Annotated in this window: 17 protein-coding genes; 4 read left to right on the top strand and 13 right to left on the bottom strand. The window is 71.0% G+C overall.

Translation table 11 applies throughout. The features are described 5' to 3' along the window. Window positions 1-14: 14 nt before the first annotated feature. The 13 genes from GXW74_RS04790 to GXW74_RS04730 form a co-directional block, all read right to left on the bottom strand. Window positions 15-590 carry a peroxiredoxin gene (locus GXW74_RS04790; RefSeq protein WP_211845304.1) on the bottom strand — a complete coding sequence of 192 codons (576 nt, stop codon included), beginning with the start codon at window positions 588-590 and terminating at the stop codon, window positions 15-17. A gap of 174 nt (window positions 591-764) precedes the next feature. After that, on the bottom strand, window positions 765-1,541 hold the full coding sequence (locus tag GXW74_RS04785; protein ID WP_211845137.1) for an ABC transporter ATP-binding protein: 777 nt from the start codon (window positions 1,539-1,541) through the stop codon (window positions 765-767). Next, window positions 1,538-2,323 carry an MlaE family ABC transporter permease gene (locus tag GXW74_RS04780; protein WP_211845136.1) on the bottom strand — a complete coding sequence of 262 codons (786 nt, stop codon included), beginning with the start codon at window positions 2,321-2,323 and terminating at the stop codon, window positions 1,538-1,540. Before GXW74_RS04780 ends, GXW74_RS04785 begins: the two co-directional genes overlap by 4 nt. A gap of 4 nt (window positions 2,324-2,327) precedes the next feature. After that, the gene (gene alr / locus GXW74_RS04775) at window positions 2,328-3,419 is read right to left on the bottom strand and encodes an alanine racemase (protein WP_211845135.1); all 1,092 of its coding nucleotides are present in this window, start codon (window positions 3,417-3,419) and stop codon (window positions 2,328-2,330) included. After that, window positions 3,419-3,892, bottom strand: a complete 474-nt coding sequence (locus GXW74_RS04770; protein ID WP_338148140.1) for a GNAT family N-acetyltransferase — start codon at window positions 3,890-3,892, stop codon at window positions 3,419-3,421. Before GXW74_RS04770 ends, alr begins: the two co-directional genes overlap by 1 nt. Then, complete coding sequence (locus GXW74_RS04765) at window positions 3,885-5,396, bottom strand: replicative DNA helicase (RefSeq protein WP_211845134.1); 1,512 nt, start codon at window positions 5,394-5,396, stop codon at window positions 3,885-3,887. The genes GXW74_RS04770 and GXW74_RS04765 overlap by 8 nt, the downstream gene beginning before the upstream one ends. Window positions 5,397-5,572: 176 nt before the next feature. Further along, complete coding sequence (locus GXW74_RS04760) at window positions 5,573-6,577, bottom strand: glycosyltransferase family 2 protein (RefSeq protein ID WP_211845133.1); 1,005 nt, start codon at window positions 6,575-6,577, stop codon at window positions 5,573-5,575. 202 nt (window positions 6,578-6,779) lie between these two features. Continuing rightward, a complete protein-coding gene (locus tag GXW74_RS04755) occupies window positions 6,780-8,009 on the bottom strand; it encodes an SAM-dependent methyltransferase (protein ID WP_211845132.1) in 1,230 nt (409 codons plus the stop codon). Between the two features lie 148 nt (window positions 8,010-8,157). Continuing rightward, window positions 8,158-8,727, bottom strand: coding sequence for a 50S ribosomal protein L9 (gene rplI, locus GXW74_RS04750; protein ID WP_211845131.1), 570 nt, complete (start codon window positions 8,725-8,727; stop codon window positions 8,158-8,160). Then, window positions 8,724-9,647: a DUF2232 domain-containing protein gene (locus GXW74_RS04745; RefSeq protein ID WP_211845130.1), complete on the bottom strand. Its 924-nt coding sequence runs from the start codon at window positions 9,645-9,647 to the stop codon at window positions 8,724-8,726. Before GXW74_RS04745 ends, rplI begins: the two co-directional genes overlap by 4 nt. 24 nt (window positions 9,648-9,671) lie before the next feature. Continuing rightward, window positions 9,672-9,950, bottom strand: a complete 279-nt coding sequence (gene rpsR / locus GXW74_RS04740) for a 30S ribosomal protein S18 (RefSeq protein WP_211845129.1) — start codon at window positions 9,948-9,950, stop codon at window positions 9,672-9,674. Window positions 9,951-9,956: 6 nt separating this feature from the next. Continuing rightward, a complete protein-coding gene (rpsF, locus tag GXW74_RS04735) occupies window positions 9,957-10,430 on the bottom strand; it encodes a 30S ribosomal protein S6 (RefSeq protein ID WP_211845128.1) in 474 nt (157 codons plus the stop codon). 174 nt (window positions 10,431-10,604) lie between these two features. After that, window positions 10,605-11,183: a TetR/AcrR family transcriptional regulator gene (locus GXW74_RS04730; RefSeq protein ID WP_211845127.1), complete on the bottom strand. Its 579-nt coding sequence runs from the start codon at window positions 11,181-11,183 to the stop codon at window positions 10,605-10,607. An 87-nt stretch (window positions 11,184-11,270) separates the two neighbouring features. Here GXW74_RS04730 and GXW74_RS04725 point away from each other — a divergent pair, with 87 nt between their 5' ends. From GXW74_RS04725 to GXW74_RS04710, 4 genes are all read left to right on the top strand, one after another. Continuing rightward, window positions 11,271-12,107: an N-acyl homoserine lactonase family protein gene (locus tag GXW74_RS04725; RefSeq protein ID WP_211845126.1), complete on the top strand. Its 837-nt coding sequence runs from the start codon at window positions 11,271-11,273 to the stop codon at window positions 12,105-12,107. Between the two features lie 111 nt (window positions 12,108-12,218). Beyond that, a complete protein-coding gene (gene fabD / locus GXW74_RS04720; RefSeq protein ID WP_211845125.1) occupies window positions 12,219-13,178 on the top strand; it encodes an ACP S-malonyltransferase in 960 nt (319 codons plus the stop codon). Window positions 13,179-13,379: 201 nt separating this feature from the next. After that, the gene (fabG, locus tag GXW74_RS04715; RefSeq protein ID WP_211845124.1) at window positions 13,380-14,117 is read left to right on the top strand and encodes a 3-oxoacyl-[acyl-carrier-protein] reductase; all 738 of its coding nucleotides are present in this window, start codon (window positions 13,380-13,382) and stop codon (window positions 14,115-14,117) included. Window positions 14,118-14,759: 642 nt separating this feature from the next. Continuing rightward, window positions 14,760-16,103 (top strand): RtcB family protein, encoded by a 1,344-nt coding sequence (locus tag GXW74_RS04710; protein WP_211845123.1) that lies wholly within the window; start codon window positions 14,760-14,762, stop codon window positions 16,101-16,103. Window positions 16,104-16,153 lie beyond the last annotated feature (50 nt).

Genomic DNA, 16,153 nt, shown 5'->3' with positions numbered 1-16,153 from the left:
GATCCGCGCGGCCGTCAGGCCGCCTTGTTGAACAGCTCCTCGGGCTTCAGCACGTCCTTGCCCTTCTCCCAGTTGCAGGGGCAGAGCTCGTCGGTCTGCAGCGCGTCCAGCACGCGCAGCACTTCCTGCGGATTGCGGCCGACGTTGAGGCCGTTCACCGAGGCCCACTGGATGGTGCCGTCCGGATCGACGATGAAGGTCGCGCGCAGCGGCACGCCGGCGGCCTTGTCGAGGATGCCGAGCGCCGAGGACAACTCGCGCTTGATGTCCGCCAGCATCGGGATCGGCAGGTCGCGGATGTCGTCGTTATGGACGCGCCAGTTCAGGTGGACGAACTCGCTGTCGGTCGACACGCCGTAGACCACCGCGTCACGGTCGGCGAACTCGCCGGCGAGCTTGCCGAAGGCGGCGATCTCGGTCGGGCAGACGAAGGTGAAGTCCTTCGGCCAGAAGAAGACGATCTTCCACTTGCCGGCATCGGTGTCCGAGGTGATCTCGGTGAAGGACACGCCGGGGCCGCCGAGGCCCTCCTTGCCGCCCTTCACGGCGGTCAGGGCAAAGGCGGGGAACTTGTCGCCAACGGTCAGCATGCGGTCACGCTCCTCGGGGTTGCGGGCCATGGGGCCCTTGTGCAGTGCACCTTGTGCGACGCAGCAATTGCCGGCGCCCCCGGATTCTGTCCAACGGATTTCTTCGAAGAATTCGATCGATGAATTCGATTTGATCGGTTTGATCAGGCGCAAGGACAACCGGCGCGCGACAGGCTAACGGCGCAGCTCCATCTGGATCGGCCCTTCGCGTTCCCCGCGGGCGAACTGGTCCACCAGCGCATTGCCGGTGTTGCCCAGCGCCGCCGCCGCCCCTGTCCAGACGATCCTGCCCTTGTGCAGCATCGCCGCGTCGTCGCCGATCCGCCGCGCGCTCGCCATGTCGTGGGTGATCGACACCGCCGTTGCGCCCAGTCGCTTCACCACGTCCACGATCAGCCCGTCGATCACCGCCCCCATGATGGGGTCGAGCCCCGTGGTCGGCTCGTCGAAGAAGATGATGTCCGGCTGGGCGGCGATGGCGCGCGCGAGGCCCACGCGCTTCTGCATGCCGCCCGAGAGCTCGGCCGGCGAGAGATCACCGACGGATGCCGCGAGCCCGACCTGCGCCAGCACCTCCGCCGCCTTGTCGCGGGCGGCGCGCCGCGTGATGCGCTTCTGCGCCAGCAGCTTGAAGCAGACATTTTCCCAAACGGGGAGCGAATCGAACAGCGCGCCGTTCTGGAACAGCATGCCGATGCGGTCGTTCAACTCCTCGCGTTCGCGCCGGTTCATCGCCAGCACGTCGCGGCCGTCGATCTCGATCGTGCCGGCATCCGGCGCGATCAGTCCGAGCACGCACTTGATCGTGACCGACTTGCCGGAGCCCGAGCCGCCCAGGATCACCATGCCGTGCCCGGCGCGGATGTCGAGATCGACGCCGTCGAGCACTCGCTTCTCGCCGAAGGCCTTGCTGAGGCCGCGCAGGCGGATCTTCGGAACGTCGTCCTTCATTGCGCGAAGAACATCTCGGTCAGGATGTAGTCGAGGGCGAGGATGAGGATGGAGGAGGCGACCACCGCCGTCGTCGTCGCCGCGCCCACGCCCTGCGCGCCACCCTTGCTGTTGTAGCCGCACCAGCAGCCCATCAGGGTGATGACGAAGCCGAAGGCGGCCGCCTTCACGAGGCCGGAGACGACGTCCATCACCTCGAGGAAGTCCATCGTCGCCTTGAGATAGCCCGTCGACCCGAAGCCGAGCTTGGTCGTGCCGATCAGCCAGCCGCCCATGACGCCGAGGATGTCGGCCACCAGCACCAGGAAGGGCAGGGCGAGGACCCCCGCCAGCAGCCTTGGCGCCACCAGGTACTTCATCGGGTTGGTGGACAGCGTGGTCAGCGCGTCGATCTGGTCGGTCACGCGCATGGTGCCGATCTCGGCGGCGAAGGAGGCGCCGATGCGGCCGGCCACCATCAGGCTCGCGATCACGGGGCCGAGTTCGCGGGTGATGGACAGCACCACCACATTCGCCACCGCCCCTTCCGCATTGAACCGCGCGAAGCCGGTGTAGGACTGCAGCGCCAGCACCATGCCGGTGAAGATCGCCGTCAGTGCCACCACGGGCAGGGAGAAATAGGCGATCTCGACGAGATGCCGAAGGAACAGCCGCCCGTAGAAGGGTGGCCGCAGCAGGTGCGACAGCGCCTCCAGCGCGAACAGCGCCAGCGCGCCGACCTCGCGGCAGGCCGAGAGGACGGCCCGCCCGACCGCGGCGACGGGGTTCAGCACCAGGTCCAATCCCTCAGTCCCTGATGTAGTCGCGGACGTAGCGCGCGCCGAGGGAGGTCAGCACCTCGTAGCCGATGGTCCCCGCCTGCGCGGCGATCTCGTCGGGCGTGCAGCCGGGGCCGCCGATCAGCGTCAGGCGGTCGCCGGAGGCGATCTCCGGCAGGTCGGTCACGTCGAAGGTCGTCAGGTCCATGGACACCCGGCCGATGAGGGGCACCGTCCGGCCGCGGAAATCCGCCACGGCACGCCCGGAGAGGCTTCTCAGGTAGCCATCCGCATAGCCCACCGCAACCGTGGCCACCCGCGTCGGCCGTTCGGCCGTCCAGGACGCGCCGTAGCCGACGCTGGTCCCGGGCGCGATTTCCCGCGTCTGGAGCACCGGCGCATCGAGCCGAACCACCTGTCGCATCGGGTTCGGCCGGTCCGGCGTCGGATTGATGCCGTAGAGCGCGCAGCCCGGCCGCGACAGGTCCGAGGCGAAATCCGGGCCGAGGAACATGCCGGAGGAATTGGCGAAGCAGCGCCGCACCGCCGGCAGCCCCGCGCAGGCCGCCGCGAAGCGGGCCGCCTGCGCCGCGTTCATCGGATGCGTCCGCTCGTCGGCGCAGGCGAGATGCGTCATCACATAGAGGAGATCGACACCGGCCAGCAGGGAGTTGTCCGCCGAGAGCCGCTCGAGCTCCGCCGCATCCAGCCCGAGCCGTGCCATGCCCGTATCGACGTGCAGGATCGCCCGCCGCGCCACGCCGGAGGCCCGCCCCGCCGCCGCATGCGCCGCCACCTCGCCGAGCGTGTTCAGCACCGGCACCAGCGCCGCGTCGCCGTCCTCCCCCGGCGCGAAGCCCCCCAACACCGCGATCATCGGCCCCGGGCCGATCGCCGCTCGCAGCGCCAGGCCCTCGGCGAGCTGTGCGACGAAGAAGTGCCGGCACCCTGCCGCACGCAGGGCCCGCCCGACCTCCGCCGCGCCGAGCCCGTAGCCATCCGCCTTCACCACCCCGGCCACGGCGCCCGGCGCGCCACGCGCGGCCAGGTCCCGCCAGTTGGCGACGATGGCGGGCAGGTCGATGGTGAGGACGGCTTCGGTCGAGGCAACGCGCGGCATCACAGGTCCTTGCGATAGAGCAGGAAGCCGCCATGCGCGGCGACCTGGTCGTAGAGCCCGCGGGCGCGGGCATTGGTCTCGTGGGTATGCCAGTAGACGCGCTGCGCCCCGGCGGCGCGCGCCCGCGCATAGAGCGCCTCGATCAAGGCCCGCCCGATGCCGCGGCCGCGGATATCCGGCGCCGCGAAAAGATCCTGCAGGTAGCAGGTGGACCCTTCGAGCATCGTGTTGCGGTGGAAGATGATGTGCGCAAGGCCGATCAGGCGACCATCGGCCTCCGCCACCAGGCATTCCATCGGCTCCAGCGCGTCGAAGAAGCGGGACCAGGTCAGCCGCGTGATCGACTCCGCCGGCGCCGTCGCGCCCTCCCGCCCGTAGAAGGCGTTGTAGCCGAGCCAGAGCGGCAGCCAGGCATCGTAGTCCTCCGGCCGCGCCGGGCGGACCAGCAGCTCGGACAGGCGGGCCTCACTCACGCATCGGCTCGTCGTGATGGGTGTCGAGGTCGCCGAAGCGGGTGAACTCGGCCTCGAAGAACAGGCGGATGGTGCCGGTCGGGCCGTGGCGCTGCTTGGCGATGATCAGCTCCGCCTTGTTGTGCGCCAGTTCCATGTCCTTCTGCCACTTCTCCATCGCCTCGTGGAACTTCTCCGGATTGTCGAAGTTCAGTTCCTTGGGCTGGCGCTGCTGCAGGTAGTAGTCGTCGCGGTAGACGAACATCACCACGTCGGCGTCCTGCTCGATCGAGCCAGATTCACGCAGGTCGGAAAGCTGCGGCCGCTTGTCCTCGCGCGATTCCACCTGGCGCGAGAGCTGCGACAGCGCGATCACCGGCACGGCCAGTTCCTTCGCGATCGCCTTCAACCCCTGGGTGATCATCGAGATTTCCAGCACGCGGTTCTCCGGCCGCGTGCCGGCGGCAGGCCGCATGAGCTGGAGATAATCCACCACCACGAGGTCGAGCCCCTTGGTGCGCTTGAGCCTGCGGCAGCGCGTCCGCAGCGCGGAGATGGTGATGGCCGGCGTGTCGTCGATCCACAGCGGCAGGGCGGCGATCTCGCGGCTGACTTCCACGAAGCGGTCGAAGTCGCGCTGGCCGATCTCGCCGCGGCGGATGCGGTCGCCGGAAATGCGCGCTTCCTCCGACAGAAGGCGGGTCGCGAGCTGGTCCGCGCTCATTTCCAGCGAGAAGATCGCGACGCCGGCCTTGGGCACGGCGTTGGGGTCGTTCTCCCGCGCTTCGCGCAGCAGCGACTTCGCGGCGCCGAAGGCGACCTTGGTCGCGAAGGCGGTCTTGCCCATGCCGGGCCGCCCCGCGACGATCAGCAGGTCCGACGGGTGCAGGCCGCCCATCTTGGCGTCGAGGTCACGCAGCCCCGTCGTCAGGCCCGAGACGCCGCCGGGCGTGCTGAAGGCCTTCTCCGCATGCTGCACGGCGATGGTCAGCGCGCGTTCGAAGGAGACGAAACCGCCATCCCCCGCGCCGCCTTCCTTCGACAGTTCGAACAGCGCCTGTTCGGCGGCTTCGAGCTGCCCCTTGGCGTCGAGTTCCGGTTCCGCGCCGAAGGCGCGGTTCACCACCACCTCGCCGAGGTCGATCAACTGCCGCCGCAGATAGGCGTCGTAGACGACACGGCCATATTCGCCGGCATTGATGATGCCGACCATGGCCGAGAGGAGCTGCGCGAGATAGGCCGGGCCGCCGACCTCGTCCAGCAGGCCGGAATGCTCGAACTCCGCGCGCAGGGTGACGACGTCGGCGAGCTGGCCCGCCTCCACCCGTCGCTGGATGGCCTGGTAGATCCGGCCATGGATCGGATCGGCGAAATGTTCCGGCGCGAGGAATTCCGAGACGCGCTCATAGGCCTTGTTGTTGGCGAGCAGCGCGCCGAGCAGCGCCTGCTCCGCCGACAGGTTCGACGGCGGCAGGCGCTGCGAGAGGCCGAGCAGGCCCCCCGCCGCGGGGTCGATTTCATTCATGGCGCCAGTCTAGACCCGGCCACCGCGTCGCGCCCCCTGTGTATCGCGGGGATGACGGGGATGACGGCGAAGACGGTGCCGCCGCCGGAGCATCTTCCGCTGGCGCCGGGGTGCGGCACATGCTCCCGATCGTCCGGTCCGCGCGCATTGTCACCCGAACGGGTGATCCGTCCCGATCAGGAACCGCCCGCGCCGCCGGCGCGGCGCAGGGCCGCGCGCTCCGGCGTCGCGGCCTCGAGCGCGGCCTCGTCGCCGGCGAATCGGATGGCCCATGTCTCGTGCGGGGCATCGGGCGGCTCCCGCCAGGAGAGCAGCGCCTCCTGTGCGGCCACCTCGGCGGGCGAACGGCATGGCGAAGGCAGGCCTTCCAGCCGGCCGATCGGCGCCCATGGGAGCGGCATGGTGGTCCCGACGCCCTCTTCGCGCCTGGGCCGCATCGGGTAGGCGAGCGCGAAGCGCCGCAGATCCGCTTCGCCCGCCGGTGTCATCATCGCGGCGAGCCGGTCGTCCTCGATGCCGTACTGGATCGACTGTCGTGCCTGCCTGTCGGGTCGCGCCGCGGTGGCGGTCCGGTTGATGCCGATCTTCAGCGCGAAGCGTTCGGGATGGCGGATCGGGATGTGCAAGAGCTCGCCGATGGGCTCCGGCGCATGCGGCCAGGCCGCGCGCCTGCCGCAAGCGTGACTGCCGTGTCCGATCACGAAGCGCGGCGCGACTTCGGCGAGCCTTCGCGACAGGGCGATCTTGACCGTCTGCTGGGCGGTCGTCTCGTGCCGGCCGGCTGCGGCGAAGCGCCCGAAGCTCCCCCGATCCGCCGGCCAAAGGTTGCGCCATCGCCAGGCGACCAGCGGAGGCGCCGCGGTCAGCAGTCCTTCCAGCGCCTCGCGGTTCGGCAGCAGCGGGAACTCGTCGGCATCGAGCGGGAAGACCCAGTCGGCGCCCCGTGCGAAGGCTTCCCGGGCCAGGCTGGTGGTGACGAGGCTCATCAGCTTGCCCTGGCACGCGAAGCGCCAGACCCGCAGGGGCATGCGACGCGCCGCCGCGGCCAGCATCTCGGCGGTGCCGTCGGTGGAGGAATGATCCACCGCCAGCACCTCGTCGAACAGCGCGGCGCAGTGGCCGAGGAAGTCAGGAAGGATGTCCGCCTCGTTGCGGATCATCGAGACTGCGATCAGGCGCATGGGGTCCGGTGCTGGCGAGACGCGACGATAGGGCGGATGCGCGGCCGGCTGAAGGGGGGCGGCCAGCGCAGCCGCCTCATGCCGCCGAGCCTTGCCGATGACCTCATCGGCAAGGCTCGGCGGCATGGGTCGCAGGGCTGGCGGGGCGGCTGGGCGCGAAGCCAGGATCCCGATTCCGGGTCAGCCGGGAGCCTGGCCGGCCTCAGGCCGATTGCCGCGCCCGCTCCGCCGCCTGGCGTTCCGCCTCGAACATGTAGTCGCGCGTCAGCGGCACCGCGTCGGGCTTCCGCGCGACCTGCATCTGCCAGACGAAGTGGCCGCCATGGCGGAAGGTCAGCTCGCAGCCGGCGAGGTAGAATTCGAACATGCGGCAGAAACGCTCGTCGAGGAGGCTCGCGATCGCGTCCCGGTTGCCGGCGAAGCGCGCCCGCCAATGCGCGATGGTCTCGGCATAGTGCATGCGCAGGATCTCGATGTCCGTCACGTGCAGCAGGTTCTTCTCCACGGCCGGGAGCACCTCGGACAGCGCCGGCGAATATCCGCCGGGGAAGATGTATTTCGCGAGCCAGGGATTGGTGGAGGCAGGCCCCTCGTAGCGCCCGATGGCGTGGATCAGCGCCACGCCGTCCTCCTTCAGCGCGTCCCGGATCACGCGGAAGAAGCGGCGGTAGTGGTCGATGCCGACATGCTCGAACATGCCGACCGAGACGACGCGGTCCACCGGGCGCGTCCAGGCGCGATAGTCCATCAGCTCGAAGGTCACGCGGTCGGCGAGCCCGGCCTCGGCGGCGCGCGCCCGCGCCACCGCGAGCTGCTCGGTGGACAGGGTGATGCCGGTGACGCGCGCGCCGTATTCCTGTGCCAGCGTGATCGCCGTTCCGCCCCAGCCGGAGCCGATGTCGAGCACTTCCAGTCCTGGCCGGTCGAGCTTCAGCTTGGCCGCGATGTGGCGCTTCTTGGCCGCCTGCGCGTCCTCGAGCGTCTCCTTCCCGGTGGGGAAATAGGCGCAGGAATACTGCCGGTCGCGGTCGAGGAAGAGCGAATAGAGCCGCCCGTTGAGGTCGTAGTGGTGGGCGACGTTGCGCTGCGCGCGGTGGGCAGGATTGAGCTGGTCGATGCGCCGGCGCAGCTTGCGCCAGACCTCCATCGCGCGTTCCGCCGGATGCGTCCCGCCGGCCATCAGGTTGAGCAGCAGGAGCTCGAGGAGTTCGTAAAGCGAGCAGCCCTCGGGGCGGATCTCGTCGTCCATGTAGCCCTCGCCGAGGGCCAGCGCCGGATTGAAGGTCATGCCGCGCAGCGCGCGCGGGGTGGCGATGTGCATGCCGGCATCCGGCCCCGGCGCGCCCTGGTAGGTCTGCTGCGTGCCGTCGGGATAGCGGACGCGGAGCGTACCGTGGCGGATCAGCCGCTTGAGGGCGAGGTGAAACAGCATCCAGGTTTCTCCCGGCCAAGGGGAAACCAGATTTGCAGATCGCGCATGTTGCAGGGAAGCGTCACGTGCCGCGGCGCGGCATCAATCCCTGCGGCGGGGTCCCGCAGGGGGGGCGGCGCGGAGGCGATGGGCCTCCGCGCCGGCCGTCTCAGCGCTCGGCCTCGGCCTGGCCGGCCGCGAGCTCGGCGGCGAGCTCGGCCTCGAGGGAGGCCTGCTCGGCTTCCGCCTCGGCCTCGACGCGCTCGCCGCGCGCCTGCTTCTCGGCCTCTTCCGGGGAACGGGCGACGTTCACCACCACCGGGATCGAAACCTCCGGGTGCAGGGCGACCCGCACGGTGGTCAGGCCGACCGACTTGATGGCGTGCGGCAGCAGCACCTGGTCGCGGCCCACGGTGAGGCCGGCGGCGGTGCAGCCCTCCGCGATGTCGCGCGTGGAGACGGAGCCGTAGAGCGCGCCGCTCTCGCCCGCCTGGCGGATCACGGTGATGGACAGCCCGGAGACGCGCTCGGCGACGCGCTCGGCCTCCTCGCGGCGCTTGAGGTTCTGCGCCTCAAGCTGGGCGCGCTCGCGCTCGAAGCGGGCGAGGTTGTCCTTGCTCGCGCGGATCGCCTTGCCCGAGGGGATCAGGTGGTTGCGCGCGTAGCCGGGGCGGACCTTCACCAGCTCGCCCATCTGGCCGAGCTTGTCGACGCGCTGCATCAGGATGAGTTCGATCATGTTGCACCTCCGGGCGGGCCGGAGCGCCGCCCCCATTGCTCGAAGAAACCGAAGGCCGTCACCGCGATCGCGGCCGGCACGCTGAGGATGACGAGCCCGGCGTAGAAGGCGCCGAGCATGAAGTTGCGCCCCGGGCGGCCGACCGAGCGCCGGTGGACCGCGGCGATGCCCTGCAGGAAGACCGGCAGCAGCAGCACCAGCAGCACGGAGAGCAGGGCGGCATCCGCCTCCCCGCCGAAGACCAGCCAGGCCGCGGCCCCGACGCCCGGCAGCACCGGGTACCAGGAGGGCAGCCGCACCTCGCTCCAGCGCGGCGTCGGCGCCATGGCATGGCCGGTGCGCGCCAGCGCGGACTGCGCCGCCGCCCCGTTCACCGACAGCGAGACCGCCGCCCAGAAGCCGAGCGCCGCGGGCATCACCCGCACCAGTTCCTCCACCAGGGAGGCGCCGGCACTGCCGCCCATGCGGGCGAGGCCGTGTTCCACCGTGCCGCGCAGCACGCCGTCGAGCCCGCCCGGCGTGCCGGCGAAATGCGCCGCCACGGCCAGGATGACGATGGCCGGCCAGATGCCGAGCAGCGCCAGCGGCAGGCCGGGTTCGATCCGGCCGCCGCGGAACCCCGCGGCCACCATCGCCGCCGCCGGGATCCCGAAGGCGACGAGGAAGACCAGCATCGGAAGCGTGCCGGCGACGGCCACGTGGATCGCCGCGGCGAGCCCCGCCGCGCCCGCCACCGCCCCCGGCCCGAAGCCGAGGCCGGCGGCGAACAACGGCAGCGGCGTCAGCCAGAAGGCGGCGAAGCCGAGCGGCAGGCCGCGCATCGCCCACAGCGACAGCGTCGCGGCCAGCAGGCCGCCCGCCGTCGCCGCGAGCCAGCGCGGGTCACGCAGGATGCCCTGCCCTGACATCGCCTCGGCCATGCCTTCCTGCCCGGGGCCCCGTCCTCAGTCGTTGATGACGTAGGGCAGCAGCGCCAGGAAGCGGGCGCGCTTGATGGCCTGGGCCAGCTCGCGCTGCTTCTTGCCGGACACCGCCGTGATGCGGGACGGGACGATCTTGCCGCGCTCGCTCAGGAAGCGGGACAGCAGCCGGACGTCCTTGTAGTCGATCTTCGGCGCCTGCGGGCCGGAGAAGGGGCAGGACTTCTTGCGCCGGTAGAAGGGACGGCGGGCGCCGACGGCCGGGCGGCGGGCGGCGGGCGTCAGGTCGGTGGATTCGGACATCGTGGCTTACTCCTCAACCCCGCCGGGGCCTTCCATGTCGTCGCGGGGACGGGCGCGGAACTCCTCGCGGTCGTCGCCGCGCTCGCGGCCGCGGCCGGAACCGAAGCGACCGGCCGGGCGGGGGCCGCGGAAGCCGCGGTCGCGCTCACGGTCGTCGCCACGCTTGGCGAGCACCGCCGACGGCGCCTCGTCGATCGCCTCGACGCGGATCGTCAGGGAGCGCAGCACGTCCTCGTTGAGGCCGAGCTGGCGCTCGACCTCGGGCAGCGCGCCGGCCGGGGCGTCGATGCCGAGGAGCATGTAGTGCCCCTTGCGGTTCTTCTTCACCTTGTAGGCGAGGCCGCGCAGGCCCCAGTATTCGCGCTTCTTCACCTCGCCACCGCCTTCGGCGATGGTGGCCGCGACCTGCTCGGCGATCGCTTCGACCTGCTGCTGGGTGACGTCGTTGCGCGCGATGAACACGCATTCGTAGAGCGGCATGTGATCTCCCTGTGGCTGGCTCAGCCCTGGCCCCGGGACGGGGCGCGCAAACGGGCATAGCCGGGCGCTTGCCTTGCGCCCGGCAGGGGAGCGGGGCGTTAAGCACAGGGGCTGGCCGAAATCAAGCGCCGTGCGCGGGGGGGCGGGCCGGTGCCGGACTTTCAGGACAGGCTCTCAGCCCACGGCGGCGAGCCCCGCGAGGCCCGAGGCCATCGCGTCCGGATCGACATCGCCCATGATCGCGGCCTGGACGACATAGCCGAGGATGAGGGCAAGCAGCGCCGCCGCCGCATCGCGCCCGTCGCCCGCCCCCGGACGCCGCAGCGCCTCGGCCAGCCGGTCGCGGAAGGCGGCGTAGAATCCCTGCATCGCCAGGCGCAGGGTCGGGTTGCGCTGTGCCTCGCTCCAGCCGAGCAGGGCGATGCGCCGGAGGTCGTAGCCCTCGCGCGCCGTGAAGCCGTCGATCGCCGCCGCGATCCGCCCCAGCAGTGCGGTCGGCGGCAATGGCGGCTCGGCCGACAGGATGGGGGCGACCAGGTCCCGCAGCCCGGACAGCGAGGTCGTGACCGCCGCCAGGATCAGCGCGTCCTTGCTGCGGAAATAGGAATAGACGGCGCCCGCCGAGAGGCCGGAGGCGCGGATGATGTCGTCCATCGTCGCGGCGTGGAGGCCCTTGTCCTGGAAGCAGCGCCAGGCGGCTTCGAGGATCTGCATGCGCCGCGCGGCGCGTCTCTCGTCGGAGATCTTCGGCATCGCCCTGATCTAAAACGAACGTTCCTTCTTTACAACGGCGGCCGGTTATGTAAAGCGAATGTCCGTTCGTTTTTACCGGAGCCCGCCATGATCACCGTCAGCGCCATCGAGACCGGCAAGGCGCGCATGAAAACGGCCCAGCGCGTCGGCGCCGAGGGGCGTGGCGCCATCGGGCGCAAGATCGACATCTTCCGCGACCGGCATTGGGTCGAGCCGCTGCCGATCCTCTGCTTCCTGATCGAACACCCCGAGGGCCGCTTCCTGGTCGATACCGGCGACACCTGGCGCAATTCGGTGCCCGGCTACCTGCCCGGCTGGCACCCCTTCTACCGCCAGGTGCAGATCCGCGTGGCGCCGCATGAGGAGGTCGGCCCCAGGCTGCTCGCCCGCGGCATCGATCCCGCGACGGAGATCGACGCGGTGATCCTGACGCATTTCCACCACGACCATACCGGCGGGCTCGATCACTTCCCGCGCAGCCGGATCATCGGGCCACGCGCGAACTTCGCCGTCTCGCGCGGGCTGCGCGGGATGCTGACAGGCTGCCTGCCGCAGCGCTGGCCGGTCTGGCTCAGTCCCGAACTCGTGGCGATGGACGGGCCGGCGGTCGGGCCGTTCCCAGCCTCCCGCCCCGTCACCAGGGATGGGCGGATCCTGCTCGTTCCGACGCCGGGGCATGTCGATGGCCATGTCGCGGTGATCGTGCGCGGGGAGGGGGTGACCTGGTTCCTCGCCGGGGATGCGACCTATTCCCAGGCCAACCTGCTGGCCGGGCAGACGGATGGCGTGACCAACGACCCGGCGACGGCGCTCGCGACGCTGCGGGCGATCCGACAGTTCGCCGCCCGGGAACCCACCATCCTGCTGCCGGCGCATGACCCTCAGGCGCCAGCCCGGCTGGCGGCCGGCGCCGTGCTCGCCTGAGGGCGGCGCGGCCCCGACAGGGCCGCGGCGCGATCAGGCGTTGACAACCGCCGCCCCGCGCCGCATCCCGCGCGGCCGTATCGACCGACACAACACGGAAACGCGCGCAACATGGCTACCGCCTTCGTCTTCCCCGGCCAGGGCAGCCAGGCCGTCGGCATGGGCCGCGACCTCGCAGAGGCCTTTCCCGCCGCCCGCCACGTCTTCCAGGAAGTGGACGACGCGCTGTCCCAGAAGCTGTCCAGGCTGATGTGGGAAGGGCCGCAGGAGGAACTGACCCTCACCGCCAATACCCAGCCCGCCCTGATGGCCCATTCGCTTGCCGTCGTGCGTGCGCTGGAAGCGGAAGGCGGCTTCGTGCTGGCCGAGCGCGTTGCCCTGGTGGCCGGCCATTCGCTCGGTGAGTACAGCGCCCTCACCGCGGCCGGCGCCTTCGACATCGCCACCGCCGCCCGGCTGCTTCGCCTGCGCGGGGAGGCGATGCAGAAGGCGACCCCGTCCGGCACCGGCGCGATGGCCGCGCTGCTGGGGGCCGAGATCGACCTCGCGCAATCCATCTGCACCAAGGCCGCGACCAATCCCGAGACCGGCAAGGCCGAGGTGGTCGAGGCCGCCAACGACAATGGCGGCGGCCAGGTGGTGATCTCCGGCGCCCGCGCCGCCGTCGAGCGCGCCATCGAGATCGCCAGGGCGGAAGGCGTGAAGCGCGCCATGCTGCTGCCGGTCTCCGCCCCCTTCCATTGCGCGCTGATGGCCCCGGCGGCGGACGTGATGGCCGAGGCCCTCGCCAAGGCCGATCTGCGTGCCCCGATCGTGCCCGTGGTGGCGAACGTCACCGCCGCCAAGGCGATCGACCCGGTCGAGATCCGCGACCTTCTGGTCAAGCAGGTGACCGGCACGGTGCGCTGGCGCGAATGCGTCGCCGCCATGGCCGCGATGGGCTGCGACCGCTTCGTGGAAGTGGGCGCGGGCAAGGTGCTGACCGGGCTGATGAAGCGCAACGCGCCCGAGGCCACCGCGCTCGCCATCGGCACCCCCGCCGATGTCGAAGCCTTCCTGAAGAGCCTGTGAGCCTCCGGCCCGAGCCGACGGACGCGCCGACTGCCGCCGATGAAGCGGCGGTGCGCCCTTCGGCAGCTATTCCTTCCAGGCGCGCGGCTTGAATGCGCGCCTGGGCCATTCCCTCGCCGGCGTGATCGAGGATTGCCCGCCGGGCGAAACGCGGTGGTCCATGGCCAAGCGCCCGGACCGCGCCTGACAGGAGAGAGATTGATGTTCGACCTCACCGGCAAGACCGCGCTCGTCACCGGCGCCACCGGCGGCATCGGCGCGGGCGTCGCGCGCGCACTGCACGCGCAGGGCGCGACCGTCGCGATCACCGGCCGCCGCGCGGCGGAACTGGAGGCGCTGGCCGCCGAGCTCGGCAGCCGCGTCATCGTGGCACCCGCCGACCTTGCCGACCCGGCGGCGCCGGCCGCGCTGGTGGAGAAGATCGAGGGCGAGGCCGGCGGCCTCGACATCCTCGTGAACAATGCCGGCTTCACCCGCGACATGCTGGCGCTGCGCATGGGTGACGCCGACTGGAACGCGGTGCTGGAAGTGGACCTGACGGCGCCCTTCCGCCTGGCACGCGCGGCGCTGCGCGGGATGATGAAGAAGCGCCACGGGCGCATCGTCTCGATCGCCTCGATCGTCGGCGTCACCGGCAATGCGGGCCAGGCGAACTACGCCGCGGCGAAGGCGGGGCTGATCGGCATGTCGAAATCGCTCGCGCAGGAAGTCGCCACGCGCGGCGTGACGGTGAACGTCGTCGCCCCGGGCTTCGTGAAGACGGCGATGACGGACGTGCTGGGCGAGCAGCAGAAGGCCGCGCTGCTGTCGCGCATCCCGACGCAGCGCATGGGGACGCCGGAAGATATCGCGGCGGCGGTGGTGTACCTGGCCTCGAACGAGGCGGGCTGGGTCACCGGCCAGACCATCCATGTGAATGGCGGGATGGCGATGATCTGAGTCGGCGGCCGCCGACAGCGACCGCCTGAGTCTTCGCGTGCCTCGGGCGCCGGCGCGCGCCTGGCTTGCGCGCCCTATGCCAACGGCCGCTATTCGCGACCTTCGGCATCCGCCTTTGCGTGCCCTCAGATGCCGGGCGCAAACCTCCGGTTTGCCTGGCTTCGCCGGACCACCGGCGGGCCGCATTCCCGATCCCCGGTCACGTTGCAAGGCAAGGTGACCGGGTGCCCGTCGCGGCCTCGGCGCGATTCAGGAACTCGTGCCGCTGGTATTGGCTGTCGTGCCGCCGTCCACTGATGGTCCGGGCGCGGTCGCGCCTTGCGCTCCCGGCCCGACGCCAGGCATCGGGCCGATCCGGCGCGTCTCGCCGATTGTGCTTGCATTGCCGCGATCGTTTCGCGTATTCGCCGCGCCCTCGGCGGAACTCCTTCCGCCGAGGTTTCGTGTGTCACCCATGTCGCCGATCGCGTATCGCATCGTCGTCGCCTGCAATCCGGCTGGGTTTATGCCCGGACGGCAGGTGCGGCTGCGCGACCGCCTGATCGGCCCAGCGAAGTCGCACCCCGTCCTCGCCTGACACACCGCGGCGCGCATTCCGCGCCGTTCACCTCCCCAAGACTACGCAAGATCTGGAGTACACCCATGCGTCGCTCCGACCCGCTGGAGGCGCCTGCGCGCGAACTGGCCATGGCGGCCGGTCTCGACCCGGAGGCGCGCATCCCCAACCCCGACAAGCCCGGCAAGACCATGCCGGCCTGGACGCAGTTCCGCGATGCCGCGCGTACGGCACGCCGCGACGCGGCCCGCGCACGCGAGGCCGAGATCATGGCCGCGCAGCCCGAGGCGTATCGCGACGCGCCGCTGCAGATCTTCGGATCGCACGAGCCCGGCACCATCGAGCAGATGCGCAACTGCCTGCGCGTCGGCAACACGGTGGCGGCCGCGCTCTGCGCCGACGGGCATCTCGGCTACGCGCAGCCGGTCGGCGGCGTGATCGCCTATGAGGGCCAGGTCAGCATCAGCGGCGTCGGCTTCGACATCGGCTGCGGCAACCTCGCGGTGCGGCTCGACATGCCCGTCGCGCGGATCCGCGACGAAGTGCCGGACATCCTCGCCGGCATCCGCCGCACCATCTCCTTCGGCATCGGCCGCGCCAACGCCGCGCGCGTCGAGCACGAGGTGCTGGACGACGACGAGGCCTGGCATGCCGCCGACATGCGCGACTATCGCGGCAAGGCGGCGGCGCAGCTCGGCACCGTCGGCTCGGGCAACCACTATGTGGACCTGTTCGAGGACGAGGCCGGCCTGGTCTGGATCGGCGTGCATTTCGGCAGCCGCGGCCTGGGTCACACCAGCGCCACGCGCTACCTGAAGGCCGCCGGCGGGCGCGACGGCATGCACGTGCCGCCGACCGTGGTGGATGAGGGTTCGGAACTCGGCCAGCGCTACCTGGCCGCGATGGAACTCGCCGGCCGCTACGCCTATGCCGGGCGCGAATGGGTGGTGGAGCGCGTGCGCGCGATCATCGGTGGCGCCGTCACCGACAGCGTGCACAACCACCACAACTACGCCTGGAAGGAGACGCATGGCGGGCGCGAGCTGTGGGTCGTGCGCAAGGGCGCGACGCCGGCCTTCCCGGGCCAGCGCGGCTTCGTCGGCGGCTCGATGGGCGACGATGCGGTGATCCTGGAAGGGGTGGAGAGCGAGGCGTCGCGCGCCGCGCTCTTCTCCACCATCCATGGCGCCGGCCGCGTCACCAGCCGCAAGGAGGCGCATCGCCGCTTCACGCGCGAGCAGATGCGCGACTGGCTGCGCGATCGCGGCGTGCTGCTCTCCGGCGGCGACCTCGACGAGAGCCCGATGGCCTATCGCCGCCTGCCCGAGGTGCTGGACCACCACGCCGGCACGGTCCGCGTGCTGCATCGCCTGCGCCCCTTCGCGGTGGCGATGGCAGGACCCGGCGAGTTCGATCCCTTCAAGGATTGAGCGGACGGGGCGGAGGCCATCCGCCCCGTCCACCGGACGCCTCCATTCAC

Origin of the sequence: Neoroseomonas eburnea (genome assembly GCF_018129005.1) — a bacterium.
In the GTDB taxonomy this organism is placed as follows: Bacteria; Pseudomonadota; Alphaproteobacteria; order Acetobacterales; family Acetobacteraceae; genus Neoroseomonas; species Neoroseomonas eburnea.
Note: the sequence above shows the minus strand (reverse complement) of the source record. Positions and strands in the feature narration are given on the sequence as shown.

Coding starts and splice junctions, on each gene's coding strand:
- fabG (WP_211845124.1), top strand. CDS start 13,380: ATGTTCGACCTCACCGGCAAGACCGCGCTCGTCACCGGCGCCACCGGC.
- rpsR (WP_211845129.1), bottom strand. CDS start 9,950: ATGTCCGAATCCACCGACCTGACGCCCGCCGCCCGCCGCCCGGCCGTC.
- GXW74_RS04765 (WP_211845134.1), bottom strand. CDS start 5,396: ATGAATGAAATCGACCCCGCGGCGGGGGGCCTGCTCGGCCTCTCGCAG.
- alr (WP_211845135.1), bottom strand. CDS start 3,419: ATGCCGCGCGTTGCCTCGACCGAAGCCGTCCTCACCATCGACCTGCCC.
- GXW74_RS04785 (WP_211845137.1), bottom strand. CDS start 1,541: ATGAAGGACGACGTTCCGAAGATCCGCCTGCGCGGCCTCAGCAAGGCC.
- GXW74_RS04755 (WP_211845132.1), bottom strand. CDS start 8,009: ATGCTGTTTCACCTCGCCCTCAAGCGGCTGATCCGCCACGGTACGCTC.
- rplI (WP_211845131.1), bottom strand. CDS start 8,727: ATGATCGAACTCATCCTGATGCAGCGCGTCGACAAGCTCGGCCAGATG.
- GXW74_RS04760 (WP_211845133.1), bottom strand. CDS start 6,577: ATGCGCCTGATCGCAGTCTCGATGATCCGCAACGAGGCGGACATCCTT.
- GXW74_RS04710 (WP_211845123.1), top strand. CDS start 14,760: ATGCGTCGCTCCGACCCGCTGGAGGCGCCTGCGCGCGAACTGGCCATG.
- GXW74_RS04730 (WP_211845127.1), bottom strand. CDS start 11,183: ATGCCGAAGATCTCCGACGAGAGACGCGCCGCGCGGCGCATGCAGATC.
- GXW74_RS04745 (WP_211845130.1), bottom strand. CDS start 9,647: ATGGCCGAGGCGATGTCAGGGCAGGGCATCCTGCGTGACCCGCGCTGG.
- fabD (WP_211845125.1), top strand. CDS start 12,219: ATGGCTACCGCCTTCGTCTTCCCCGGCCAGGGCAGCCAGGCCGTCGGC.
- GXW74_RS04725 (WP_211845126.1), top strand. CDS start 11,271: ATGATCACCGTCAGCGCCATCGAGACCGGCAAGGCGCGCATGAAAACG.
- rpsF (WP_211845128.1), bottom strand. CDS start 10,430: ATGCCGCTCTACGAATGCGTGTTCATCGCGCGCAACGACGTCACCCAG.
- GXW74_RS04790 (WP_211845304.1), bottom strand. CDS start 590: ATGCTGACCGTTGGCGACAAGTTCCCCGCCTTTGCCCTGACCGCCGTG.